The 26,052-nt window shown below is 26.1% G+C and carries 28 protein-coding genes, 1 other RNA gene and 1 pseudogene; all 30 read right to left on the bottom strand.

Annotation, left to right across the window (positions count from 1 at the left end; genetic code table 4):
* Nucleotides 1-61: 61 nt before the first annotated feature.
* On the bottom strand, nucleotides 62-874 hold the full coding sequence (locus tag SDAV_RS00130; RefSeq protein WP_114564076.1) for a hypothetical protein: 813 nt from the start codon (nucleotides 872-874) through the stop codon (nucleotides 62-64).
* 93 nt (nucleotides 875-967) lie between these two features.
* Nucleotides 968-1,183 carry a hypothetical protein gene (locus SDAV_RS00125; RefSeq protein WP_114564075.1) on the bottom strand — a complete coding sequence of 72 codons (216 nt, stop codon included), beginning with the start codon at nucleotides 1,181-1,183 and terminating at the stop codon, nucleotides 968-970.
* A complete protein-coding gene (locus tag SDAV_RS00120; RefSeq protein ID WP_114564074.1) occupies nucleotides 1,146-1,424 on the bottom strand; it encodes a hypothetical protein in 279 nt (92 codons plus the stop codon). The genes SDAV_RS00125 and SDAV_RS00120 overlap by 38 nt, the downstream gene beginning before the upstream one ends.
* Nucleotides 1,425-1,851: 427 nt before the next feature.
* Nucleotides 1,852-2,637 (bottom strand): hypothetical protein, encoded by a 786-nt coding sequence (locus SDAV_RS00115; protein WP_114564073.1) that lies wholly within the window; start codon nucleotides 2,635-2,637, stop codon nucleotides 1,852-1,854.
* 231 nt (nucleotides 2,638-2,868) lie between these two features.
* Complete coding sequence (locus SDAV_RS11575) at nucleotides 2,869-3,006, bottom strand: hypothetical protein (RefSeq protein WP_186823401.1); 138 nt, start codon at nucleotides 3,004-3,006, stop codon at nucleotides 2,869-2,871.
* A 17-nt stretch (nucleotides 3,007-3,023) separates the two neighbouring features.
* The gene (locus SDAV_RS00110; RefSeq protein ID WP_114564072.1) at nucleotides 3,024-3,458 is read right to left on the bottom strand and encodes a hypothetical protein; all 435 of its coding nucleotides are present in this window, start codon (nucleotides 3,456-3,458) and stop codon (nucleotides 3,024-3,026) included.
* An 11-nt stretch (nucleotides 3,459-3,469) separates the two neighbouring features.
* Nucleotides 3,470-3,715, bottom strand: a complete 246-nt coding sequence (locus SDAV_RS00105) for a hypothetical protein (RefSeq protein WP_114564071.1) — start codon at nucleotides 3,713-3,715, stop codon at nucleotides 3,470-3,472.
* A gap of 98 nt (nucleotides 3,716-3,813) precedes the next feature.
* Nucleotides 3,814-4,029 (bottom strand): hypothetical protein, encoded by a 216-nt coding sequence (locus SDAV_RS00100; RefSeq protein ID WP_114564070.1) that lies wholly within the window; start codon nucleotides 4,027-4,029, stop codon nucleotides 3,814-3,816.
* Nucleotides 3,984-4,124: a hypothetical protein gene (locus tag SDAV_RS11570; protein ID WP_186823400.1), complete on the bottom strand. Its 141-nt coding sequence runs from the start codon at nucleotides 4,122-4,124 to the stop codon at nucleotides 3,984-3,986. Before SDAV_RS11570 ends, SDAV_RS00100 begins: the two co-directional genes overlap by 46 nt.
* 158 nt (nucleotides 4,125-4,282) lie before the next feature.
* The gene (locus SDAV_RS13790; RefSeq protein ID WP_281268808.1) at nucleotides 4,283-4,405 is read right to left on the bottom strand and encodes a hypothetical protein; all 123 of its coding nucleotides are present in this window, start codon (nucleotides 4,403-4,405) and stop codon (nucleotides 4,283-4,285) included.
* Nucleotides 4,389-4,688 carry a hypothetical protein gene (locus SDAV_RS00095; RefSeq protein WP_114564069.1) on the bottom strand — a complete coding sequence of 100 codons (300 nt, stop codon included), beginning with the start codon at nucleotides 4,686-4,688 and terminating at the stop codon, nucleotides 4,389-4,391. The genes SDAV_RS13790 and SDAV_RS00095 overlap by 17 nt, the downstream gene beginning before the upstream one ends.
* The gene (locus tag SDAV_RS00090) at nucleotides 4,688-4,951 is read right to left on the bottom strand and encodes a pentapeptide repeat-containing protein (RefSeq protein WP_222611554.1); all 264 of its coding nucleotides are present in this window, start codon (nucleotides 4,949-4,951) and stop codon (nucleotides 4,688-4,690) included. Before SDAV_RS00090 ends, SDAV_RS00095 begins: the two co-directional genes overlap by 1 nt.
* A gap of 737 nt (nucleotides 4,952-5,688) precedes the next feature.
* A pseudogene (locus SDAV_RS00085) lies at nucleotides 5,689-6,006 on the bottom strand (tRNA-dihydrouridine synthase); the annotation flags it as partial.
* Between the two features lie 461 nt (nucleotides 6,007-6,467).
* Nucleotides 6,468-7,409, bottom strand: a complete 942-nt coding sequence (locus SDAV_RS00080; RefSeq protein ID WP_114564068.1) for an ABC transporter ATP-binding protein — start codon at nucleotides 7,407-7,409, stop codon at nucleotides 6,468-6,470.
* A 128-nt stretch (nucleotides 7,410-7,537) separates the two neighbouring features.
* Nucleotides 7,538-8,401 carry an Hsp33 family molecular chaperone HslO gene (locus tag SDAV_RS00075; RefSeq protein WP_114564067.1) on the bottom strand — a complete coding sequence of 288 codons (864 nt, stop codon included), beginning with the start codon at nucleotides 8,399-8,401 and terminating at the stop codon, nucleotides 7,538-7,540.
* Between the two features lie 87 nt (nucleotides 8,402-8,488).
* Nucleotides 8,489-10,507, bottom strand: a complete 2,019-nt coding sequence (gene ftsH / locus SDAV_RS00070; protein ID WP_114564066.1) for an ATP-dependent zinc metalloprotease FtsH — start codon at nucleotides 10,505-10,507, stop codon at nucleotides 8,489-8,491.
* A 73-nt stretch (nucleotides 10,508-10,580) separates the two neighbouring features.
* Complete coding sequence (tilS, locus tag SDAV_RS00065; protein WP_114564065.1) at nucleotides 10,581-11,888, bottom strand: tRNA lysidine(34) synthetase TilS; 1,308 nt, start codon at nucleotides 11,886-11,888, stop codon at nucleotides 10,581-10,583.
* A gap of 9 nt (nucleotides 11,889-11,897) precedes the next feature.
* Entirely contained in the window at nucleotides 11,898-12,620 is a 723-nt protein-coding gene (locus SDAV_RS00060) for a tRNA1(Val) (adenine(37)-N6)-methyltransferase (RefSeq protein WP_114564064.1), read from the bottom strand.
* A gap of 1 nt (nucleotide 12,621) precedes the next feature.
* The gene (locus SDAV_RS00055; RefSeq protein WP_114564063.1) at nucleotides 12,622-13,458 is read right to left on the bottom strand and encodes a DNA polymerase III subunit delta'; all 837 of its coding nucleotides are present in this window, start codon (nucleotides 13,456-13,458) and stop codon (nucleotides 12,622-12,624) included.
* Nucleotides 13,451-14,095: a dTMP kinase gene (gene tmk, locus SDAV_RS00050; protein WP_114564062.1), complete on the bottom strand. Its 645-nt coding sequence runs from the start codon at nucleotides 14,093-14,095 to the stop codon at nucleotides 13,451-13,453. Before tmk ends, SDAV_RS00055 begins: the two co-directional genes overlap by 8 nt.
* A 35-nt stretch (nucleotides 14,096-14,130) precedes the next feature.
* The gene (locus SDAV_RS12750; protein WP_245938562.1) at nucleotides 14,131-14,409 is read right to left on the bottom strand and encodes a toprim domain-containing protein; all 279 of its coding nucleotides are present in this window, start codon (nucleotides 14,407-14,409) and stop codon (nucleotides 14,131-14,133) included.
* Nucleotides 14,410-14,450: 41 nt separating this feature from the next.
* Entirely contained in the window at nucleotides 14,451-14,711 is a 261-nt protein-coding gene (locus tag SDAV_RS12745; protein ID WP_245938430.1) for a hypothetical protein, read from the bottom strand.
* Nucleotides 14,712-14,728: 17 nt separating this feature from the next.
* The gene (dnaX, locus tag SDAV_RS00040) at nucleotides 14,729-16,771 is read right to left on the bottom strand and encodes a DNA polymerase III subunit gamma/tau (RefSeq protein ID WP_114564061.1); all 2,043 of its coding nucleotides are present in this window, start codon (nucleotides 16,769-16,771) and stop codon (nucleotides 14,729-14,731) included.
* Nucleotides 16,772-16,836: 65 nt separating this feature from the next.
* Nucleotides 16,837-17,280 carry a deaminase gene (locus SDAV_RS00035; RefSeq protein WP_114564060.1) on the bottom strand — a complete coding sequence of 148 codons (444 nt, stop codon included), beginning with the start codon at nucleotides 17,278-17,280 and terminating at the stop codon, nucleotides 16,837-16,839.
* A 16-nt stretch (nucleotides 17,281-17,296) separates the two neighbouring features.
* Nucleotides 17,297-17,387: signal recognition particle sRNA small type (ffs, locus tag SDAV_RS00030), an RNA gene on the bottom strand.
* Nucleotides 17,388-17,515: 128 nt separating this feature from the next.
* On the bottom strand, nucleotides 17,516-18,787 hold the full coding sequence (gene serS, locus SDAV_RS00025; RefSeq protein WP_114564059.1) for a serine--tRNA ligase: 1,272 nt from the start codon (nucleotides 18,785-18,787) through the stop codon (nucleotides 17,516-17,518).
* Between the two features lie 2 nt (nucleotides 18,788-18,789).
* Complete coding sequence (gene gyrA, locus SDAV_RS00020) at nucleotides 18,790-21,252, bottom strand: DNA gyrase subunit A (RefSeq protein ID WP_114564058.1); 2,463 nt, start codon at nucleotides 21,250-21,252, stop codon at nucleotides 18,790-18,792.
* A 15-nt stretch (nucleotides 21,253-21,267) separates the two neighbouring features.
* Nucleotides 21,268-23,187, bottom strand: a complete 1,920-nt coding sequence (gene gyrB, locus SDAV_RS00015; RefSeq protein ID WP_114564057.1) for a DNA topoisomerase (ATP-hydrolyzing) subunit B — start codon at nucleotides 23,185-23,187, stop codon at nucleotides 21,268-21,270.
* Between the two features lie 168 nt (nucleotides 23,188-23,355).
* A complete protein-coding gene (gene dnaN / locus SDAV_RS00010; RefSeq protein WP_114564056.1) occupies nucleotides 23,356-24,474 on the bottom strand; it encodes a DNA polymerase III subunit beta in 1,119 nt (372 codons plus the stop codon).
* Nucleotides 24,475-24,642: 168 nt separating this feature from the next.
* On the bottom strand, nucleotides 24,643-26,004 hold the full coding sequence (gene dnaA / locus SDAV_RS00005) for a chromosomal replication initiator protein DnaA (protein WP_245938600.1): 1,362 nt from the start codon (nucleotides 26,002-26,004) through the stop codon (nucleotides 24,643-24,645).
* Nucleotides 26,005-26,052: the final 48 nt, after the last annotated feature.

The following is a 26,052-nucleotide window of genomic DNA, read 5'->3' as shown; positions in this document are numbered from 1 at the left end:
GCACTATCAGGCTTATATGATATCTTTACTTTTTCTCATTTAATTTTTTTAACAATTTCACCTAATAATTTAAAAGCAATTTCATTTGTAATATTATCAAAAAAATCTTTAATTGTCCTTTTTGAATAGCCTTGGTTTCAAATTTAGATAATACTTTTCTAGTTTGTTCATTAATTTTATTAATTGCTTTTTGTTTAATATTAATTATTCTTTTTTCAATTGGTGCTAATAATTTTTTAGTTACTTTTTGAATATAAAAATTTGGGTTTATTTTATCTAATTTGTCTAAAATTTTATTTAATTTAATTGGTGTTTTATGAATAAAATTAACTAATTTATTTTTATATATTTTATTTGCCCGCATTAAATTAAAATTTAATAGTAATTTTTTACCAATACCTTTTTTATGCAAATCAGTCATAATTTTATATCATTCATCAGTACTTATTTTTGTTATTTTTTCAAAACTTAAACCATACTCAGATAATCAATTATTAACATATCCTTGATATTTTTTTGTTAATCTAGGTGCTTTTTGTACCAACTTTGGACTTATTTTTTGTAAGTTTTTTTCAATTTTTAATAGATTGTTAATTTTTCCTAAATTAGAAATTTTAAAACCTTTAGCAAAATCATTACGTGCTAACTTCCCAATTGTATATGATAAAATATCATTATTTGCTTGTTTAGTAAAATCAAATATTAATTTGTTAAATAAAATTTTTTTGCCCGCAACTTGTCTTACAACATCTTCTAAGTTTTTAGCAGTTACTATTCCTAATTTTTCAAGTAGTTTAGTTTCTTTTGCTAATTTTAAAACTTTTGTTATTCTAGCAGCACTATTTAATTTACCAATACCCCCAATTGCTGGCAATAAATTTAAAGCGGTACTTTTTGCCGTAACTTCTGCGGTTAATTTATCATATATTTGATTAACTGTAAAATCAGTTGCTGTTTCTACTCCAAACTATATAAGAGCAGCAGCAAAATTAGATAATCCCGCACCTAATCCAAAAGCAGAAGCAATCCCACCAGTTAAAACTGATAAACCAAGTGCTAAAACTTGTATTCCTAAAAATTCTAATAATTGTAAAGCAAAACTTTTTTGTTGTTGCTGAATTGATAATCTGGATGGAGTTTTAATACTATAAATAAGAGAAGTTTTTGTTGTTCCAATTGGCATTTTTATTTTTTATTTTGGTTTTTTTAGTAGCGTCAGGAACAATAATTTCCATTCCCACAGTTTCTTCATTTAATCAATTTTTACCATTTAAACTATATGGTAATGTTACATCCGATGTAACATTACCTTCATCGCGATCATTAAAGATTTTATGTTCATAATCTAAAATATTAACAGTATAATCTGATGTTCTTAAACCAGCATTAAGTTTTTGAATTGCTTTAATAATACCAGTATTCATTTCAGCAATTACATCTGCTTTTTTAATTAAATCAGGTACATCACTATATCAAGGTTTTTTAAAGACCCAATATTATCTTTATTAAAAGATTTAATACTCATTTGATTTACTTTTTGAACTTTATAATATTGAATTTGTGATAAACCAGTGGCATTATTTTTACCTTCAATATAAATATCAATATAAATATATGTTGTAGTTATATCGTAAGTTGAAGGCGAACCTTGATAAAATAAAGGTCATCAATCATAATCATCAACTGTTAAACTTGCATCAACTGTTTTAACTGCTTTTAAAACTTTATCATTTAAAAGTTGTCTTAAATCTTCATTAACTACTTTTTGCGGTACAATAATTCCTTTAATTATTTCATCGTTTGTTAAACTATCAACATTTTTAATTTTATCGTGGATATCTATGGCGCTACTTACTTTGAATAAATTAGAGAAACTGTTCCACTATATTTATTTGGATTTCCAGTTGCTAATGCGCCAGTAGATGTAATATTAGAGAATGTTGCATCTCCAGTTTGATAATTAGGAATTTTTACTTTAATAGCAGTTTCTAATTCTGCTGTTTTTGGGATATCACCAGCCATTGTAATTTGACCTAAATTAGGTACTGTAATAACTTTTGATAAAGCAGGCTTTGAATAAATGTGTTTAATAATTCCTTTTGTTTCAACTACTGCTCCACCCAAATATAAAACTCTTTCCATAATTAAAGTATTACCCATTCCAGTACCTAAATCTGCCGCACCAACTCTTAATGGGGTATGGTCTTTTTTACGTAAAATAAGTGGGTCATATTTTTTGCTAAATTTAAAAGCTATTGCATTAACACCATTTGGTAATAGATTAATTGTTCCTTCTGAACCATCTTCATTAATAATGGGTAATTTTTTAGGAACCATATAGTATGTTGTTCCTTCAACAGTTTTCATTGCTCCACTTGTTTCAATTACACTATTAATTTGGTCATTTGATCCAAGTTGTAATTGTAATTTATTACGAATTCCACGGATAAAATCTGCTGAACCTAGTACAACTGTTTCTGATGGAGTAAAACCATTTTCATATATTTTGTCCATAATTTCATCGTGGATTTGTAAAGCATTTGTATCATCAGCTTTATTTCCTTGAATAGTTGTAACTTCTCCATTATTAATAATTTCTAAAATTTTATTTCGTTTATAAGCAATTTCAGTATCCATTGCTTGTTCAATATCAGCGGATCAAAGATTAGGATTAAAATCACTTTCTACTGGGTCTAATTTACGAGCAAAAGTTAAAATTGTATCTAATTCAACAATTCCATCTTCAAACTCAACAGTTGAGTATTTTAATAAGTTATCATCGGTATTAAATACTTGACCACCTTTTCCTAGGCCTTGTTTATATTTAATATTTTTCTTTCTTTTATATGTTAAACCAAATTTATTTGCTTATTTTCACGCAAATAAATCTTCTCAACTAAATTTTTGTTGATATGTTTGTAAATATCATTCTTCAAATGCTTCTCGTTCTCGTTTTGTTGCTTGATTAGCAATATCACCGAAAATTCTTTGTGGATTTTGTGCCATAATTTTATACCTTCTTTCTATTTATTAAATACATTGTCAATATCTAAAATATTGTTTTTTTGTTCTTCTGTTTTTGGTACTCCACCAGTATTAACTGTTTGTACCTTAATTAATTCATCATAAACACTTTGTAATTGTGTTTTGATAACTTCAATATCATCGTTAATATCATAAGACTTTAATAAAACATTTTTAAATTCTTCATTATCAGTTAAAGAATTAATAAAGTCAATTACTTCAATTTGTTTTAATTGAATAGTTTGTTGTTCAATTTGAGAAGTTAATTCAGTATTTTTTGTTTGTAATTCGTTGATTTGTTGATTACTATTTTCTAAATTACTTGCATTAAATTCTTCAACTTCAGCAGTTTTAATATCTAAACTACCATCTTCATTTTTAATTGGTTCATTATCTTCATTGATAAGAACATATTTTACATTTTTTAATGCCATTGCTTTTCCTCCTATTTTTTAATATTTGTATTTGTTCTTTTTCTAATCGCTTTTTGTATAATTTCAAAACTATCTACTCGAAAAGATAAAAAACAAGCATCAACTTCAATACCAGCAGCAACAAGTGCTTTAATTTTAGTTTTAATAGGATTTTCATATAATTTAACAGTTAATTCTAACTTATTAACTTTTTTATTTTTTATTTTAGGTTTATTAGTTATTGATTTTTTAGATAAATTACTTTTTGTTTGTGCCATTTTTATCAACTCCTTTTAATAAAAAATATTGTAAATGTTTCCAAGCATCTAATTCATGCTCTGTCATTTTAATATTTCCAGTATAAATATAATTTTTCTTAACAAATTTTATTTTTGAACTCATTTAATATTAAATACATATTATTTATTGCTTCTTCTTCAGAATTAGAACTAAAAGTAATATTATTAATTATTTTCTTTTGCAAAACATTATAAATAATAATACCAGTTTGTCCAATTCCAGCAGGGTCAATTGAAATAATATATTTTAATTTATTCCTTTGATTTTTTGGTCAATTTGTAATATTTTTCATTCATCTGATGCTAAATCTAAAATATCGTTAATTTTATAATGTTTCATATATGAAACAATAACATCTCATTTATTTTTAAATAAATTTAAATACATTTTGGCTCATTCTAAACATTGCAAATCATAATGTTTTTTATGATGTTAAATACGGCAATTAATAGGTTGACAATTAACTCAATCAAATGATGTTGTTATTTCATCTCAAGTTTTATTAATATACAAACTTTTATATTCTGTCATTTTATCTATACTCCTTAATTCTTTTTGCGTAAACCTAATGTTCAGTGTTCATCAGTAATTTTGTCTTTTGAAACTGGATAACTTCTAAGCATTAATTCATTTATTTTGTTAATAGTTTTTTTATTTAACTTTTTCATATTTCACATCCTTACTAAGTAATTTGTTATATTTTGAATTATCTTTTAAATCAATTATTCTTTTTCAATCACAATTTCTGCACCGATCAAAAGATAATTTATCTACACAATTAATACAATAATAAAATTCTTTAAAATCTTCTTTATATAATTGTTGTTGTTTTAACTCAGCAAGTTCTTTTTTAAGTGCTTCATTTTCTTCTTTAAGTGTTCGTATTTTACTATTAAGTGCTTCATTTTCTTTTTCTAACTTTTCATATTTAATTCATTCTGTTATATTCATTATTCATCATCCTCAATAACAATTAATTGGTCTAATTGTTTTTTAGTGATTTCAATATTTTTTAAATCAGCATCTCGTAAATCAGCAAAAGATAAATTAACACCTCTTAAATCAGCATCTTGTAATTTAGCACATCGTAAAACAGCACCGTTTAATTTAGAACATTGTAAATCTAAAAATTCTCTGCTTAAATATTCATTTATTTTTTGTTCTTCAACAGTAATATCTGTTAAATCTTTAATCATATCTTGTAATATTTTCATTTTATAATTTTCTTTTTGTAAAAAAACATAATATTCCTTTATTGGTTAATATTTTGATATTTAGTAGATAATTTATTTTAGTATTTAATTACTTCTCCGCCCGCTTCACTTCGGGGGTGAGCGGGGGCGGATAGGATATTTTGATAGAGTTTACCCCCCACGGAAATAAACAAAAAAACAGTTTACCCAGTTATTAATTACGCTTCATCCATCCCTACACAACTTTATATAAAGAAAATAACCTTTTGGAGCTCCTCCCTCTTGTTTTTTAGTGTCCGATATTGTTTTTTTCGGTTTAACAGCACTCTTTTTATGAAACAAGCAAAAACACACGCTCTGACATTTCGCGGGCGACTAACCCCGCCGAGAATTAAAGAAATAAATAGGAGTAGTAAATCCAATCGCTTTCACACTTTTTTAAGGTTTCGTGCCATAGATGAGTTATCCATCTTTAAGCATCAAAATATTAAGTTTTAGATTGCATTATTCATCAGATAGTACCTTTATTAAAAATGATATTATTAGTTGTTAAACCGAAAAAAAATATAATAAATCACAGAAAGGAAATTATAAAAATTAACTAATTTGTAGGGAAAAATGGGTTAATTTTTAATTTTAAAGATACTATCTAATGAATAATGCAAATAAAAAAACGCTTTAATAAGCGATTACTTTAATTTGTATTTAATTACTTTATTTATATTTTTTATAAAACCTAAGCTTTTTTCTTACTACCCAATTTTTGATGCAGGACAACCCATATTAATATCAATAATATCACAATCACTATGTTGATCAACATATTTTGCTGCTGCAACAAAAGTTTCCATATATGTTCCAAAAATTTGCATTGAAATTGGATGTTCTAATTTATTTACCTTAATCATTTGTAAAGTTCGTTCATTTTTTTGTAAAATTGCTTTATCACTAACCATTTCAGCATAAACCAATCCTGCTCCTAATTCATGACAAATAATTCGGAATGCTTCATTCGTAATTCCGGCCATTGGTGCTAAAAAAACTTGCCCTTTGATTTCAATATTTCCAATTCTCATTTTTCTAATTCCTTCTTTAATTAACAGTCATTAGATAAATCTTAATCAAAAATAACAATAAATTCAATAAAAAAACTATTTTTAAGACTAGTTATTCCTTATTATAGTTCATATATGATATTACAAAAAAAGTTTCTCAAAAATGAGAAACAAAATATTATTTTCGTCCATGTGGTTTGTTGCAATCACATTCAAAACATTTATGATCACTGTTTGTACCTGAACATGAACATTTACAAGCATGGCAAGATAACCTACAATCTGTCATCTGAATTTCCTCCTTACAAAAATATTGCTTAATAAATATTACTTGTAAGTAAATAGTTAAACGATAACTTCTTTTTAATTGTAACAAATTTCAATAATTCATTAAAGATATTGTAAAATTATTTTATTATTTTAAAAAATATTTCTAATAATTTTAATAAAAAAATGTAAAACACATAATAGCGTTTTACAAATTAAGATCAATCAATTTCACTTGGTTTCTTTGGATGTGTATTTTTCTTAATTTGGTCAATTAATCCATTACGAACATGAATAACTGTATTAGCAATATCAGCAATATTTGGGTTATGCGTAACAATAATAACCATTGTTTTATATTTTTTATTAACATCAACTAAAATTTCAAGTACTTTTCGACCCATTTCTTCATCTAAAGCTCCTGTTGGTTCATCACCAAATAAGATATCTGGATTTTTTGCTAATGCTCTAGCAATTGAAACCCGTTGTTGTTGTCCCCCTGACATTTGGTGAGGATATTTGTTCATTTGTTCTTCCATTCCAATTGTCTCAAAAATATCTTTAATTGTCATATCCTTATTTTTGTTTTTACTTAAATTTTCCCCAACTTCAGCATTTTCTTTGGCAGTTAAATTAGTTAATAAATTATATTGTTGGAAAATAAAACCAACATTATCTCGTCTAAATTTTGTTAAATCAACATCTTTTAATAACGATAAGTTATAGCCAATAACAAAAACATCACCACTTGAAACTTTATCTAAACCTGAAATAATGTTTAGTAATGTAGTTTTTCCTGATCCAGAAGGACCTAGAATAACAATAAAGTCTCCTTTTTCTAATTTTAAATTAATTCCTTTTAAAACTGGTGTTTCAACTTCCCCAGTAATATATGATTTTTTCACATCAACTAGTTCAATTACATATTTACTTGTATCTGGTTTACTATTTGTTGTTGAAATAATTTCCCCTTTTATAATTCGTTTTGAATATAACTTTGTTTGTTTCTTTTGCTCTTTTAACTTTTGTTTAAATTTTTTAACGGAAGTATAATCAATTTTTTCTTTTGGTTTTTTGTCATTTGGTTTTTTTGCTTTAGCTTCTTTTCCATGTGGTTTTGTTTGGTCTGTACTAGGTACATCTTTAATTTCAGCCATCTTGTGTTGTGCCTCCCCTTTAAATACTAAAATACATTTTACAATTATTTTTTATCATAATAATATCATAACAAAATTATTATAATTTTATAAACTTATTTAAGATATCTTGCCCTGATATCTTGCCGTTATTCTTTAAGTAAACTTTTTAAATCACTTGCTCTAATATGATATTTTTTGCGGCAAAAATCACATGCAATTTCAATTTCACCATTATTTATTAAAATTTCATTAAGTTGCTCATTACCTAATAATTTTGCTGATTCTAAAACTTTTTCGTATGAGCAACTACATTCAAATTTAACTTCATCAACTTCTAACACTTTGGCATTTTGATCAATTAGTTTAAAAATATTAATTAAATTATCTTCAGCAATTAATTTATGACTAATGTTTTCTAAATTTTCAATTTTTTCTTCTAAATAGTCAATATCTTCTTCTTTATGTTCTGGTAACAACTGTGCGAAAAAACCAACTGCTTTTGCAATTGTATTATCTTCATTCATTTTAATTGAACATGCAATAACTGATTTAATTTGTTCACTTTGTGCTAAATAATAAGTAAAATCTAAATTAATTTCACCAGAAATTAATTGAATTTGACCTGAGAAACTTTCTTTCATTCCTAAATATTTCATTACGCGTAAATAACCATTTGTACCAACTACTTGGGAAATAACATTATGTTCACGATCAATTTCATCAACATCAAATTGTGGATTAGCACAAAATCCTCGTACTTTATGACCAGTATATTCTGCCATAATCGTTCCAATTGGACCATTTCCATTAATAATACTTGTCATTTTATCAGTTGCATTTTTCATATCACTACCAATTAAAATAGTGGCTAGAACAACTCTTGACAACACAATTGTTGCAAGCGGATTAGTTGCATGTAATTTAATAATATCGTTTAATGATTTAGTTGCATCAACAACTGTCATTTTAACATTATGAACATTACTAATTGCTTTCGTTGCTTTGTCCATTCCTTTAAACTCCTTTATAAATTTCTTTACTTTGCAATTATAGTATAATCATCGTTAAAAGTAAAACAAAAAGTAGACTTAATTAGCCTACTTCTTATTTGGATCATTATTTTTATCATCTTTTGGGTGATCTTTTTTTCGTTCTTTTGGTTTAACTTCTAAAATTTCACCTTTTGCTTCTTTTTCTTTATGCTTTGCTGCACGTTCTTTTTCATGAATTACTTCATCAGGTAATTTATGATATTTATCAATATATTCAATTTGTTCTGCCGTAATTGTTTCTAATATTTTTAAACTTTCAGCAATTAAATTTAATAAACTACGATTTTCAGAAATTAATGCTTTTGCTGTTACATAACAATCATCTAAAATTTTACGAACTTCAGTATCAATTTTAGCCGCAATATCTTCTGAATAACGTTTTCTTGTTCCAGTATATTCATCTTTTGGTGATTCAAATTGAACTAATCCTAAAGAACTCATTCCATATTCAGTAACCATATGACGTGCAATATTAGTTGCTTTTTCTAAATCATCATGTGCTCCTGTTGTTATTTTTGTTTTTCCAAAAATAATCTCTTCTGATGCACGCCCACCTAAATAACCAGTAATTGTCGCATATAAGTTCTCTTTACTATGAAACATTGTTTCTTCTTTTGGTGTCATAATTGTATAACCACCTGCTTGTCCACGTGGAATAATAGTAACTTTTTGAACTTTGCTAGCTGCTTCTAAACGTAAACCAATTAGAGCATGACCAGCTTCATGATAAGAAACAATATCTTTATCCATTACTGAATATTTACGTGATTCTTTTGCTGGTCCCCCAACAACACGATCAATCGCTTCATCAATAATATTAACAGTAATAATTTTTAAATTCTTACGAACACATAAAATTGCTGCTTCATTTAAAACATTCTCTAATTGAGCTCCAGAAAATCCTGGCGTTCTTTCCGCGATTCGTCTAAAATCAACCTCTGTTGAAACTGCTTTATTTCGAGCATGTAATTTTAAAATTGCTTCTCGTTCATTAATATCTGGTAATGAAATTTGAATCTGGCGGTCAAAACGCCCCGGTCTTAATAAGGCATAGTCTAATACATCAACTCGGTTTGTTGCTGCCATAACAATAACTCCCGTATTAGTTCCAAAACCATCCATTTCAACTAATAATTGGTTCAATGTTTGTTCATTAGCACCACTCCCAATTGAAACAGTTCTTTTTCGACCAACAGCATCAATTTCATCAATAAAAATGATACATGGTGCAGCTTTTTTAGCTGCAATAAACATTTCACGAATTCTTGAAGCACCAACTCCAACAAACATTTCTTCAAATTCAGAACCTGAAATTGAAAAGAATGGAACACTAGCTTCTCCAGCAACAGCTTTTGCTAATAAAGTTTTTCCTGTACCTGGTGGTCCTTCCATTAGAACTCCTTTTGGAGCACGAGCACCCATACTTGAATATTTCTGTGGATTCTTTAAATAATCAACTAACTCAACTAACTCTGTTTTTTCTTCATTAATTCCTGCAACATCAGAAAATTTAACAGTCGATTGAATTTGACGTGCTTTATTTTTCCCCATTGAAAAGGGATTAGCACCTGACATCCCACCAGACATTTTTGATAAACGAGCAATCATAAAGACGGCGATTCCCATTATTAATAATCATGGTACTAATTGTATTAACATCGCTTGTCACATTGGAACAAACTCACGGTCAACTGAAACAAAACCACCTTTTAATTTATTTTTAAAATTTTCATCTCATGTATTTGTTGGTATTTCGCCCTTGTAAGTATAAGTTCTAAAACCTTCACGGTTTCATTCCGAACTATAGCGAACAGTTTTGATAACACCACCCTCAGAATATCGAATTACTCCTTCCATAACTACAGTATTTTTACCAACATTAGCCTTAATAGTAATTTCATCAATATTTTGATTGTTATACTTTTGAGTATTACCAATTTTTTGCATATCTCCTTCGCTAATTTTTGTAATATCTGATTTTGTTCATAATACAATTGTTAAAATAATCAAACCAATAAAAATTAATGAACTTATAATTGCAAATCACATTCTTTTTTTATTCATAACTGTTTCCTCTCTATTAAGACTTTTAAAATTAATCTTTTTCGGTCATTTGAAACAATGACCCAATTCTAGACTATTTTATCATAAAAAAAAATAAATTGTATTTTTCCGCTAAAGTATTATTAATAAATTTATTAATTTTTAAATCAACTAAATTATTCGCATAAATAAGGTTATTATCCTTATCTAATACAAAATAACTTTTTCGTGCTAAAAGCGGTACTTTATTTTTGATAAATCAACGATTTAAACGCATCTTATTAATCATTGCATTTCTTAGCAAAAATAAATCGTTGGTAATTGTGATTGGTCATTGTGCTGCTGCTATCATAAAATCATACTTATTTTTAGTTCCCCAATTAATAATATTTTCTTTTCATTTTATTGGTAATACAGTTGTTGGTGTTATTTGAATTGTTGTTAATTCTAAAAGTTCAGTATTAACAATTTCAAAATTATCATATGATTTAATTAAAGAATATCTTGAATTAATTTTAAGAATAATATTTGGTTTTAAACTTTTTAATTCCTTAATTATTTCATCTAAAAACTTTCTTTTTTTATTCCTAATTAAATAAACAACCTTATTAATTTTAAAATAATTAAAAATAATAATTTTTTGCAACTGAATATTATTAAGAGCATTAAAACTAGTAACATTAATTTGCCCAAAATTTTCAATCAAATAATTTTTTGCAACTAACTTTAATTGTTCATTTTCCTTATTTTTTTCCTCAATTTCTAATAACATATCTTGTAAATTAATATCCTGAATTTCATTACGAATAATATTTCGATTATAAATCGCTAAGATATTAGTTGAATCAATTGCATAATTAATTTGCTGATGAAATAAATATTCAATAATTTCTTCTCTTGATATTTCTAACATAATCCTCAATATTTTTAGTTTTTTGTTAAATAATTGAGAATAATAATAACTAGTTTTATTTAGACCATAATATTCAAAAATCGCATTTCGTTGTTTTTGCAAAATATATGTTTCAATATGATCAGTCAAATTATGGGCAATTAAAACACCCTGGCAACAATATTTTTCACTAATTTGTAAAAAAAAATCATATCGTATGCTACGAGCAACTGCTTGAAAATTATGAGAATTAGTCTGATACTGTTCATAGTCTTTCGCTGTCACTTTTTTTACATAGAACTTAATATTTCGTTTTTGGCAATATTCAACAACAATTTGTTCATCATAGTCACTATCTTTTCGCTTCTGGTAATTTACCAAACATACAATGAAATTATTAATATCTAACTCTGAATTATTATAAATATTGTCAAGTAAAAACATACTATCCGGACCACCAGACACCCCGATAACATATTTTTCATTCTGTTTTAAAAGTTTAGTTTCCATTTCTATCACCTATTTTCGAAATAATTTTAAAACTTGTTCTGTATAATGATAATTCTTATTATGAACAATGATTGGTTTTTCAACAATAAGGCCTGCCCCACTTTGAAAACGAGCTTCAATTAAAACATTATTTGCTTCACTTTCTACAAAAGGATGAATAAATTGTAGTCGCTTAATATTAAAACCATACTTAATTAATAATGCAGTAATTTCTAATAATCTTGTTGTACGATGAATAATCGCAAAATACCCTCGATTTGCAACTAATTTCTTAGCAGCAAAAATAATCTCTTCTAATGTGACATCTGTTTCATGGCGTGCTGGAATTAATAATTTATTTTTTTCATTTAATTTTGCTCCATCAACTTTAAAAAACGGCGGATTGCAGACAATTAAATCATATTTAACATTAGCATTAGTTTTAACATATTCATTAATATCATTATGAATAATTTTAATCTGTTTAATTTTATGATTTAATGCAACATTTTCCTCTGCTAATTGTACAGCTTCTTTTTGCAATTCAATGCCAGTAATTGGTGTTGAAGTTAAAGTTGATAAAATTAACGGAATTACCGCATTATTAGTACCAATATCTAAAATATTTTTTATTTTTGTATTTAATGTTGCAAAACGAGCCAGTAGGACTGTATCCAATGAAAAATTAAACATATCAGTTCGTTGGTTAATTTTAATTCCCTCATAATCTAATAAATCATTTAAAACTTTCACTTTACACCTCGTTATATCAATCAATCAATCCCTTTTCTAAAATTAATTCTTTATTTAAATTTTCCAATAATAAATTGGCAATAGTATAACAAATTTCAATTAACTTGCTATTTTTATGATTTAGTTTTTGAATTAAATCTTGATTTGTAATTTGATATTTTTCTCATTCTTTCTTTTTTAAAACATTAGCAATTGCTAAAAAAAATTGGCGGCATTCAACACTATCATAATTATTTAACTGACGCATATGAATAAAGTTATTTGTCGAGTTACTTGCAAAATTGTTAAAAAAAGTAGAAATAAATTCATTTTTAAAATCATCAACTTCTAATAAATCAGTTGTATTTTCTAAAATAATATTTAAACAACGTGATTTAATAGTATCAATAACATTTTTTTTATTAGTTGTTAACAAAAAAGCGTATGTATTTTTACTAGGCTCTTCTAAAAATTTTAATAATGAATTAGCAGCTTCTAATGTTAATAAATCAATACCATTAATAACATATACTTTTATTCCTGTTTGTTCTAACGCAGAATAATTAAAGGTTTGAATAATTTCTTGAATTGCTTCTTTTTTGATTGTTGTTTCAAAATCACCTTTAATTTTTAAATCATAATAAGTTTTATTATTAATGCGGTGACAAATATCACATTCACAATCTTCTCCTTGTTTTTTTAAACACAATAAAAATTTAATAACTTCTGTTGTAAATTTTTCTAATTTAACTTTATTATTGCAAGAAATCAAAAGTTGATTTGATAAATTATTTTTTAAAATTAAATTTTTAAATAGTGTCATTTTCTCAACATCATTTTTTGTAAATAAATTATCCATTTTCTTTGTCCTTTATTTTTTGAATAATTTCATCAACATAATAATATACTTGTTCTAATACTTCATTCACTGGTTTACTAGCATCAATAACTTTAATGCGATCTGCATTTTCACTAATTAAAACTTGATACCCTTCATATACCTTCTTGTGAAACGAATTTTTTTCTAAATCAAGACGGTTCATTTCAACCTCATTTCGAACTTTCATTCTTTCACTTGCCATTGTTGGTTGAATATCAAAAAAAAGAGTTAAATCTGGCTTTGTTGTGCCCAAAACAATGGATTGTACTTCATCTAATGTTCGAATTCCTAATCCACGAGCATATCCTTGATATGCTGAAGTAGAATCCATAAAACGATCACAAATTACAATTTCTCCTCGTTTTAACGCCGGAAAAATATCTTCAACAACATGTTGCCTACGAGCAGCAATATATAATAAAGCTTCTGTTCATGGGTCCATTCCTAAATTATGTTTACTTAAAATAACATTTCTAATTTGCTCAGCAATTTCATTGCCCCCTGGTTCTCGTGTTAAAACAACTTGATATCCTTCTGACCGTAATTTTTCTTTTAATAATTTTGAAATCGTTGTTTTCCCAGAACCATCAATTCCTTCTAATGTTATAAATAGCATCATTACACTCCCTGTTCTTAAACATCTTTACGTCCCTATAAAGATTGTTTTAATGTTACCTCATCAATATAATCTAAGGAAGCACCAATTGGTATCCCTTGGGCTAAACGTGATATTTTTATATTAAGTGATATTTTTATATTAAAAGGTTGCAAAAATGTTTTTAAGTATTGAGCTTTTACTTCTCCTTCAAAAGTAGTACCAACAGCAATAATTACTTCTTTTATAATTTTATCATTCATTCGGGATTCTAACGCAGAAAAATTCAATTTATCTGGTGTAATGCCATTTTTTACATTAATTTCACCATTTAAAACATTATAAACTCCATTAAAAACTTTTGTTGCTTCAATTTTTATAATATCAAAAAAATGCTAACAACACAAAGCTTTGTTTGTTCACGTAAATTATTATGGCAAAACAAACAAACATTATTTTGCATTAATGTTGAACAAATTGAGCATTGATGATAATTATTTTTGATTTTATTAAAAACATGCTCTAATGATTCCAATAATGATGGTTTAATAATTAATTTATTAAAAATCCTTTCCGCAGTCTTTTTACCAACACATAAAATAGTTTTTAATTCCATAATTAATTCTTCATAGTTCATTTCAAATCTCCAATCAATTATTCTACTATCTTAATGTTATCAAAAATCTGTTTACCAGTTTCAAGAACATCTTTATGTTCTTCATAGTTATCAATTTGTTTAACTAATAAATTTTGGTAAAACTCTTCAACATCAATTAATGTTGGCTTTGGTAATTTATTTGCTTGTCTAATTTTAACATAATCATTGCGAACACTAGTTCACTCAGTTTCACTTAAGGCAATAATAATAAAATCAAAATTAAATGCTTGGAAAATCTTATTGCGAAATTCTCAATTACACATTTCAAAACTAATTCAATTTGCTTCTGGTTTTGTATTAGTTACAATAATCAGTCCTTGTTCTGATGCAGCCGCATATTTAACATCATAGAAACTAATTAATTTATCTAATTGAACTACTTTACCTTTTTCGTTAATTAATTCCATAAATTTATTTTTAAATTTTTCTCGCTTTTCTTTACTAGCTTTAATTAAAATATTAAAAATTTGATTATTAGAATAATTAATATTAGAAAATTCATAGATATTAACTTTATTTTTCATATCGTCACGATATTTTTGTAAGTCAGTTATTCCTTCTAATTCTTTTCCATAAGAAATTTGCTCTGATCCAACTGACTGAAAACTTTCTTTTTCCTTTGTTTGTTCAAAATTAGTTTGAAGATCATTTTTATCTAATATTATTTTATCTTGTTGTTGTTCTATGTTACTAAAAGAACTATCATTAGGTTCTTTATCATTAAATAATGAAAAATTATGAAATAATGGTTGGTTATTAGGTAATTTCGGTTCTTTTAAATGAATTATTTCATCATTGTTTTTTAATGGTATCACTTGATCTTTTTCATAATTATTTTCTATTATTTCTATATTTTTAGAAATTTGTTCTATTTTATCATGATTAATTTCTCTTTCCTCTGTATGCTCTAAAATCACTAAATCACTTAATTTTAAATTCTGTAAATTCTTAGTATTATTTTCAAAAATTGCTAAAGCTTTTAATAAAATTAATTCAAAATACATTTCTTGTGTTTTACTATTTCGCATTTTGCTTGCTGCTTCAGTAAACAAATCAAGTAACATAATTAATTCTTTTGAACTTAATTGTTCAGCAAATTGTTTTGCTTGTTCTTCTGATAATAAATTTAAAAAAATTGAATTATTTGTTTGTTTAAACTCAAAAATTTCTTTTAAAATATCTAATAAATTTAATGTTAAAATTTCAAAATCAGAACCTGATTGATAAATTTTTTTACTAGCCATTAAAACTTCTGTTGTTTTATATTCTAAAATATCTTTTAATAATTTTAATTTAATGGTTTTTGAAACTGTTGCAAAAATAATATTTACATTTTCTAAGGTAACATTTCGATCAGAAAACATAATTACTTGTTCTAAAATACTTAATGAATCGCGAGCACTACCATCAGCCAAAAGAGCAATTTCTTTAATCGCAGCCAAATCATATTTAATTTCCTCTTTTTGTAAAATATTAATAATATTATTTTCTAATTCAACTTTTGAGATCTTACGAAAATTATATTGTTGACAACGTGAAATAATTGTTGCAGGAATCTTATGACTTTCAGTTGTTGCTAAAATAAAAACAACATGTTTTGGTGGCTCTTCTAATGTTTTTAATAATGCATTAAAAGCTGAATTAGTTAACATATGAATTTCATCAATAATATAAACTTTATATTTTGTCATCGTAGGAAGTAACTGAACGTTATTTCTAATTTCTCGAATTTCATCAACACCATTATTTGAAGCAGCATCAATTTCAAATACATCAACTGCTCCGGCGCGGTTTATTTCCTGACAACTAGCACATTCATTACACGGATTCCCTTTATCTAAATTAATACAATTAATTGATTTTGCAAATATTTTTGCAATCGAAGTTTTCCCTGTCCCACGTGGTCCTGAAAATAAATATGCATGCGAAAATGTATTATTTATAATTGCATTTTTTAAAGCTTTTCTAATTTCAATTTGTCCAAAAATTTTATCAAAATTATTTGGTCGATATTTACGATATAAAGAAATATAATCCATTTTTTATGCTCCCGTCCAATATTATGTTATAACAAATTTATTTTACTCCTTTAATTAAAAATATTCTATCTTAATTGTTCAAAAAATTTCTTCATTAAATCTTTTAAAATCATATTTTCCTCATGTTTTCTAACATGTTGAACTTTTAATTTTGAAACATCAAAAGTATGATTAGACTTTAAAAAACCATATTTTTCATTTGATAAATAATAATTAATAACTTTAATTCCTGAATTAATTATTGCTCCTAGGCACATCATACATGGTTCAACAGTAACTCATATTGAACAATCACTAATTTTATTTGTTCGTTTTTTTCGACATGCTTGATTTAAAGCATAAATCTCAGCGTGTGTTGTTACTGAATTTTTTGTTGTTTTATTATATCCAATGGCAATAATTTTACCATTTTGGTCAACAACTAATGCAGAAATTGGAACATGTTTTTTCTTATATGCTCGTTGTGATAACTTATATAATTTATTGAAAATTAATGTAGTATCTGTCATAAATTCACCCTTATCATAAAAAATGTCATTACACATAGCCCTTAGTCTTATGGCTGCTACCTTCCGGTCCTGACCAATTTCAAATGTAACTATTGTAATGACATAAGTAATTATAGCATATAATTTTATTTTGCATATCTTTTATTTATTAAAAACTGCAATGTTTCACGTGAAACATTGCAGTTTTTTGGTTTTTCTTTTCCTTGACTGTTTAAAATGTTTCACGTGAAACATTTTAAACAATAACAGTTTGACCTTGAAAATAAGGCTGCAATTTTTTTGGAATTGTAATAGTCCCATCTTCATTTTGATAATTTTCTAAAATGGCAGCAATTAAACGATCAATTGCTAAACCTGATCCATTTAAAGTATGAACATATTTTATTTCATTATTATCATCACGATAACGTAATTTCATCCGACGTGCTTGAAAATCAAGACAATTTGAACAAGACGAAATTTCCCGATATTTATTCTGACCAGGCATTCATACTTCTACATCATATGTTTTTGTTGAAGAAAATCCCATATCACCTGAACACAACAAGATTACACGGTATGGAATTTCTAATAATTGAAGAATATTTTCTGCATCTAATACCATTTTTTCTAATTCTTCAAATGAAGCTTCTTCGGTAGTAAACTTAACCATTTCAACCTTTTTAAACTGGTGTAAACGAATAATTCCTTTTGTATCACGTCCAGCAGAACCAGCTTCTTGACGAAAACATGGTGTATAAGCAGTATGATAAATTGGTAACTGATCTTTCTCCAAAATTTCTTCACGGTATAAATTAGTTACTGGTACTTCTGCAGTTGGAATTAAATATAAATTATCTTTTTCAATATAATATAAATCCTCTTTAAATTTTGGCAGGTTTCCTGTTCCATACATAATTTGTGGTTGTACTAAAATTGGTGGTTCAATTTCAATATAATCTCGTTTTGCATGTTCATCTAACATAAAGTTCATTAAAGCACGTTCTAATTTAGCTCCCATTCCTTTATATACTACAAAACGTGAACCTGATATTTTAGTTCCCCGATCAAAATCAATTAAGTCTAATGCTGTCGCTACTTCTCAATGTTCTTTTACTTTCTTATGATTTGGAATTTTACCTCATTTACGAATTTCCACATTATCGTTTTCATCTTTCCCAATAGGAACTAAATCATCTGGAACGTTAGGCGTAACTTCTAAAATTGCTTTAATTTTTTCTTCAACTTTATTTAGTTGTTCATCAATTACTTCCACTTCTTGTTTAATAGTACTAATTAATTCTTTAATTGTTTGTACTTCTTGGTCTTTTTTTTCTGCTATTAAAATTCCAACTTTTTTTGATTCAATATTTCGTTTTTCTTTTAATTTTTCTGATTTAACAATTAATTCGCGACGTTGAACTGATAATTTTTTAATATCTTGTAAATATGAAAAATCATCATGCCGGCGGTTTAATTTCTTCATTATTTTGTCAAAATTTTCAACAATTTTTTTCTGATCTAACATTTTTATCTTTCTCTTTCAATGATAATTTTCTTTTTTAAAATTTCAATAACTTCTAATTTATCACCTTGTTCTAATCGCATAATTTTAACACCCGATGTTGTTCGACCAAATAATGGAATTTGTTCTAGCGAAACACGAATAATATTTCCTTTTTTTGTTCCTACTAAAATATCTTCATCACCATTTACAGCTTGAACAAATTTTAAATATCCTGTTTTATATGTTAAGTTCATTGACTTAACACCATTAGTATTTCGTCCTGTTAAACGATAATCTTCAATTGCTGTTTTTTTTGCATAAGCATTTTCAGTTACTGATAAAACATATTTACCATACCGTCCTGAACTCACTCCAATGGTTTCTCCAACAGCATCGTTAGCAATTCCTTTAACCCCTACTGATTGTCGTGTCATTGGCCTAATTTCTTCTTCATTAAATCGAATTACTTTTCCAATATTATTTCCAATAATAACATCATCATGTCCTTTTGTAATAATCACGCTTACTAATTCATCATTATCTTTTAACTCAATTGCTACTTTTCCTGTTTGACGAATTTGATTAAATTCACTTATCTTTGTTTTTTTAATAAGACCTTTTTTTGTCACAAAAAATAAATTATCCTCTTTTGAAATTGACTCATCTATAGCAATAATTGTTTGAATGCTTTCTGTTTTATCAATTGCGATTAAATTAATAATTGGTAACCCCCGTGCATGTCGTGAATATGTTTCAATTTGATAAGCTCGTAATTTATACACTTTTCCAAAATTTGAAAAAATTAATAATGAGTCAATACTATTAGCACTAATAATTTTTTTTAAACTATCTTCAATATTTGCTAAACCAATAATCCCTTTTCCACCACGATTTTGTAATTTAAAAGTATCATCAGCTACTCGTTTAACATAACCATCTTGTGTTAACATAATTAAAATGTCTTCCCGGCGAATTAATTCTTCTGGATCAATTTCTGTTAACTCTTCCTTAATAATGTGACTACGCCGCTCATCACCATATTTTTTCTTGATTTCTGTTAATTCCTTAATCATAATGTTAATTTGTTTTTCACTATTATTAATAATCTCTTCTAATTCAGTTATTGCTACTTTAATATCTTTAATTTCATTAATAATTTTTTCAATTTCTAATCCAGTTAATCTTTGTAAGCGCATTTCTAAAATTGCTCGTGCTTGTTCAACTACCAAATTAAATTTATTAATTAAAGCATTTGATGCAATCTGTGTTGTTTGTGATTGTTTAATAATTGTAATTACTTCATTAATATTATCAAGCGCAATTTTTAATCCTTCTAAAATGATTAAACGATTACAATTTTTCTTTAATTCAAACTGACTACGTTTAATAATAATATCAATTTGATGTTCAATAAAATATTTTAAAATTTGTTTTAAACCCATTACTCTTGGTTGGTTTTTGTATAATGCTAAAATATTTAACGAAAAATTAGTTTGAAGTGGTGTTAATTTATATAACTTATTTAAAATAACATTTTCTTGAGCATCACGTTTTAATTCTAAAACAATACGAACTCCCTCCATGTTTGATTCATCACGAAGATCACTAATTCCATTAATAATTTTGTCGCGAATTAATTCTGCAATTCGTTCCAACAATTTTGCTTTATTAATTTGATATGGAATCTCTGACACAATAATTCGTCTTTTATTATTATTTTCTTCAATATCAATTTTTGAACGAATTGTAATTGCTCCATTCCCTGTTTCATAAGCTTTAATTAAGCCGTTTCCAACCGTAATTAATGCTCCTGTTGGAAAATCAGGTCCTTTAATAATTTTCATTAATTCAACAGTTGTTATTTCAGGATTTTTTGTTACCGCAATAACACCATCAATTACTTCATTTAAATTATGAGGTGGAATATTAGTTGCCATTCCAACAGCAATTCCACTAGCACCATTAACTAATAAATTTGGAAAATATCCTGGTAAAAAAGTCGGTTCTTCTTCACTGCCATCATAATTGTCAATAAAAATTGTTGTTTCTTTTTCAATATCTTTGATTAGTTCACCAGCAATTTTACTCATTTTTGCTTCCGTATATCGCATTGCCGCTGGAGCATCACCATCCATTGAACCAAAATTTCCATGCCCATCAATTAAAGGATAACGATAAGAAAAATCTTGTGCCATCCGAACCATTGCTTCATAAACAGCAGTATCACCATGGGGATGATATTTCCCAATTACTTCACCAACAATTCGAGCTGATTTCTTATGTTGTTTATCGTAAGTCATTTTTAAATCTCACATTGCATAAATAATACGGCGATGAACTGGTTTTAATCCATCACGAACATCAGGAATTGCACGTGAAACAATAACTGACATTGCATAATCTAAAAAGCCATTTTTCATTTCATCAGCAATATCAATATCACGAATTTTACCATCATAATCATATCCATCATTTTCTGATTTCATCATTATATCTCCCTTCTAGACATCTAAATTTTTAACATATTTTGCATTTTCACGAATAAATTTTTTTCGTGGTTCAACATTTTCACCCATTAATTCATTACAAATTAAATTTGCTTCAAATGCATTATTAACAGAAACTTTCAATAATAAACGCTGTTCTGGATCCATTGTTGTTTCTCATAATTGTTCTGGATTCATTTCTCCTAATCCTTTATAACGTTGAATTGTATAATTTTTATTTTGTTTTAATAATTCTTCTTTATAAAGTTCTAATTCATTATCACTATAAGCATATTCAATCTGATTACCATTTTGAATTTTGTATAGTGGTGGTTGAGCAATATAAATATTGCCATTTTCAATCAAATCTTTCATATAACGATAAAAAAATGTCAATAATAAAATTCGAATATGTGCACCATCAACATCAGCATCAGTCATAATAATTACCTTTTGATAACGTAATTTTTTATCATTAAAATTATCTTTAATACCTGCTCCTAATGAGGTAATAATTGAATTAATTTCATTATTTTCAAATATTTTAATTTGTTTTGCTTTTTCAACATTTAAAATTTTTCCTCGTAATGGTAAAATTGCTTGAAATTTTCGATTTCGACCAGATTTAGCACTTCCACCGGCAGAATCCCCTTCAACAATATAAAGTTCAGCTATTTTAGAATCTTTTGTTTCACAATCTGCTAATTTACCTGGTAATGAAAAACTATCCATTACGGTCTTACGACGTGTTGTTTCTTTTGCACTTTGTGCAGCAATTCTTGCTTTTAATGATAAACTTATTTTTTCAATAATTTTTTTTGAATCTTCTGGATTTTCTAACAAATAACTACTTAATCCTTTTCCAACAATATTAGAAACAATTTTTTTAACTTCACTATTTCCTAACTTTTTTTTAGTTTGACCTTCATATTGCGGATCCGGATGACGAATAGAAATTATTGTTGTCATTCCTTCTTTAATGTCATCTCAAGTAAATTTATCTTCGTTACCTTTATTATTTTTATTAATATTTTTAAAATAATTATTTATTTCACGAACAATGGCTAATTTAATACCTTCTTCGTGGGTTCCACCCTCATGGGTATTAATGTTATTACAAAAAGAAAAAATATTTTCTGAATAATTGTCATTATATTGTAACCCAAATTCAACAACAATATTATCTTCTATTCCTTCAACATAAAAAACATCGTTTAGTGGTGTACCAATTGTTTTATTTAATTCTAAAACATAATCTTTAATTCCATTATTAAATTGATAAACAACCATTTTTTCTTCATCATCTTCTCGTAAATCAACTAATGATATTTCTAATCCTTTATTTAAAAAAGCTAATTGTTTAATTCGATTTTGAATTGTTGAAAAACTAAAAATTGTTATTTCTTTAAAAATCTTTTCATCTGGTAAAAAAGTTACTGTTGTTCCAGTTTCTGAAGTTGAACCAACTTCTTTAATTGGTGTTAAAATTTGACCACCATTATGAAACTCCATTACATATTTTTTATTATTTTTTCTAACTTTAACTTTTAAATATTTACTTAAAGCATTAACAACACTGGCTCCTACTCCATGTAAGCCACCAGAAATTTTATATGTATTTGAATCAAATTTTCCTCCTGCATGTAAAATAGTAAAAACAGTTTCTAATGTTGAAACTTTTGTTTTTGGATGAATTTCAATTGGAATTCCACGGCCATTGTCAACAACTGTAATTGATTCATCTTTATTAATGATAATTTTAATTTTATTAGCAAAATTAGCTAAAACTTCATCAATTGAGTTATCAACAATTTCTCAAACTAAATGATGTAAGCCTCTAGCATTTGTCGCCCCAATATACATCCCTGGTCGTTTTCGAACTGCTTCTAAACCTTCTAAAATTTGAATTGATTCTGAATTATAATTATCATTCATAAATAATTCTCTCCATTTCTGCTTTCTTTTATTTTACCATTATTACCTAATTTTAGGGCTAAATTATCAAATATATTTTTAAATATTCTAAAAAATATTTTTATATTTTTAGTGTCTAATTTAACCCTATAAAAAAGTTATAAAATAAAAAAACTCAATAATGAGTTTTTAATATGATCGAATTGGTAAAACTAATTGTTGTAATGTTGGATCATCATTAGCAGTAATAATTAATGGTTTTGTTTCATCAATCATTTTAATTATAATTTTTTTTGTTTTAAAGGCTTTTAAAGCATCCAAAATATACTTTGAATTAAAAGCAATTGTTTGGTCTGCTCCTTCAACTTTAAAATCTTTAATTTCTTCTTCTGTGTTACCAATTTCTTGAGTAAATGAAGTAACTAAAACTTTTTGTTCTTTTATTTTTAATGTAACAATTGTTGTCATCGCCTCATTTGATAAAACACTAGCTCGCTCAATAATTTTAATTAGTTCACGATTATTGATTGTTAATGAAGTATTAAAGAAAGTTGGAATAACTTTACTTGTATCAGGATATTTTCCTTCAATAATTTTTGTTTGAACAATTGTATTATTAATAATAACACTAACTGACTTATCAGTAATTTTCATTTTAATTTCTTGGTCATTTTCTGAAATTAAACGACCAATTTCATTAATAAATTTTCCAGGAATAATAACATCAAAATTATAATTATTACTATAAGCAATCTTTTTACATGATAATCGAAATGAATCAGTGGCAGTAATTATTAATTCTTTATTATTTTGATCTGTTTTAATATTTAAACCATTAAAAACTATTCTTTTTTCTTTTTCTCCAATTGCAAAACTTGTTTGTGAAATAATTTCTTTTAATACTATACTTGTAAATTTTATTTCTTTACCCTCTGTTTCAAATGATAAATGTGGATAATCTGCTGAGTTTAATGTATTTAAAACTGAATCAAAATTACTTGCTTTGATTTTAATTAAATTACCCTCAACTACTTCCAAAGTAATAAATTCATCTTCAATTTTACGAATAACTTCAACAATAAATTTATTTTTAATTAAGACACTTCCAATTCGAGTAATACTTAAATCAGTGCCCATAATTTCTGATTTAATTGATGTATCACCATCAGAAGTAGTAAAAGTAATTTTGTCTTTTTTAACTTCAATTAAAATTCCTAGTAGTGAAGGAATTAAAGTCTTTTGAGAAATTATTCGACTTACTTTCAATAATTCATCTAATATTTTATCTCTTTTAATGTTTACAATCATTTTGTTACTCCTTACTTTAGTATATTCTGTAATATATAAATAATTATATACTATTGTTAAAATATTGTTTTTTATTTATTACTATTATAATGTAGAAAATGTGGAAAACTTGATAAAGTTTTAAATAATATTATTTTTTATTAAAAAACAAGCGTGGAAAACATTGTGCTATTTTCCTTCAATTTTTCTACGAATTGCATTTACTAAATGTTTAAATTCTTTGTTTGTGCTAATATGTGCTTCAACTTTTTTAACACTATTCATAACAGTTGTGTGGTCTTTACCACCAAACTCAGTTCCAATTCTTGTAAATGGTTCATCTAATAATGTTCGACAAAAATACATTGCTAATTGTCGTGCTTGCATTACATTACTAACTCGTGATTTACTCATCATTGCTTTGATAGTAATATTATAATTATCAGCAACAATTTGTTTAATTTTTTTAGGGGTAATTTTTTCATTGTTTTGCAGAGGAGCATTTTTAAATGCTTTTTCAACATCAACTAATGTAATAATTTCATTTGGTTTTTTGTTCATAACAGCTAAAAATAATAATCGCTTAATTGCTCCTTCTAACTTTCTAACATCACTGTTAAAATTTAAAGCAATAAATTCTAGTGATTCTTCTGAAAATAATCCTAAGTTATTTTGATGTTTTAGTTTTTGTTCTAATATTTTAAGAGCTGTTTCAAAATCTGGTGAATCTAAACCAATACTTAAACCATATGAAAAACGAGAAATAATTCTAGATTCAAAACCACCTAGATCATCAGGATATTTATCAGAAGTAATTACAATTTGTTTATTTTTTTCAATATATGAGTTAAAAATATGAAAAAATAATTCATTTGTTTTATTGCGTTTTGCTAATAATTGTATGTCATCAATTAATAAACAGTCGTAAATATCATAAGATGTTTTAAAAGCTTCAATTATTTCATGTCCTTGATTTAAAATATCCATAGCAATTTTTCCAAACTCATCAGCTTTTAAATATTTTACTCGGTTATTTGTTTTATAAATTTCATTTACCTTATTTTCAATTGCGTGTAATAAATGTGTTTTTCCTAGTCCAGAGTCTCCATATATGAATAATGGATTTCATTTTTTTCCAAGATCTAGAGCAACTGCTAAAGCTGCTTGCATTGCTTCATGATTAGAATCTCCACGAACAAAATTTTCAAAAGTATAATTTTCATAATAAGCAATGTTATTGTTTTCTGTTAATGTATCAATTTTACTAATTACAGATGCTTGTTTATTAATATTTTTTTCTAATTCAAAAGAAATATTATATTGGATTCCAGTCAGTTTTTTTAAGATATTTTTAATTTTTTCATTTAATCCTGCTTCAAAAACACCAATTGCAATTTCTGATTTTGTTGTAATTAAGCAGTTATTATCAGATACAGTATATAAGTTTGCGTCACTAATATAGTAGTTGTAAATTTCTGGGGAAACTGATTCATCACGAGATAATATTTCTTTAACTTCAATCCATAATTCTTTTGTGTTCATTAATTTCATCTCCAATAGTTTTCATCGTTATTAATTATAAATAAAAGATGTGGAAAA

Source organism: Spiroplasma phoeniceum P40 (genome assembly GCF_003339775.1).
GTDB lineage: Bacteria > Bacillota_I > Bacilli_A > Mycoplasmatales > Mycoplasmataceae > Spiroplasma > Spiroplasma phoeniceum.
The sequence above is the reverse complement of the archived record's forward strand: the minus strand, read 5'-3'. Positions and strand labels throughout refer to the sequence as shown.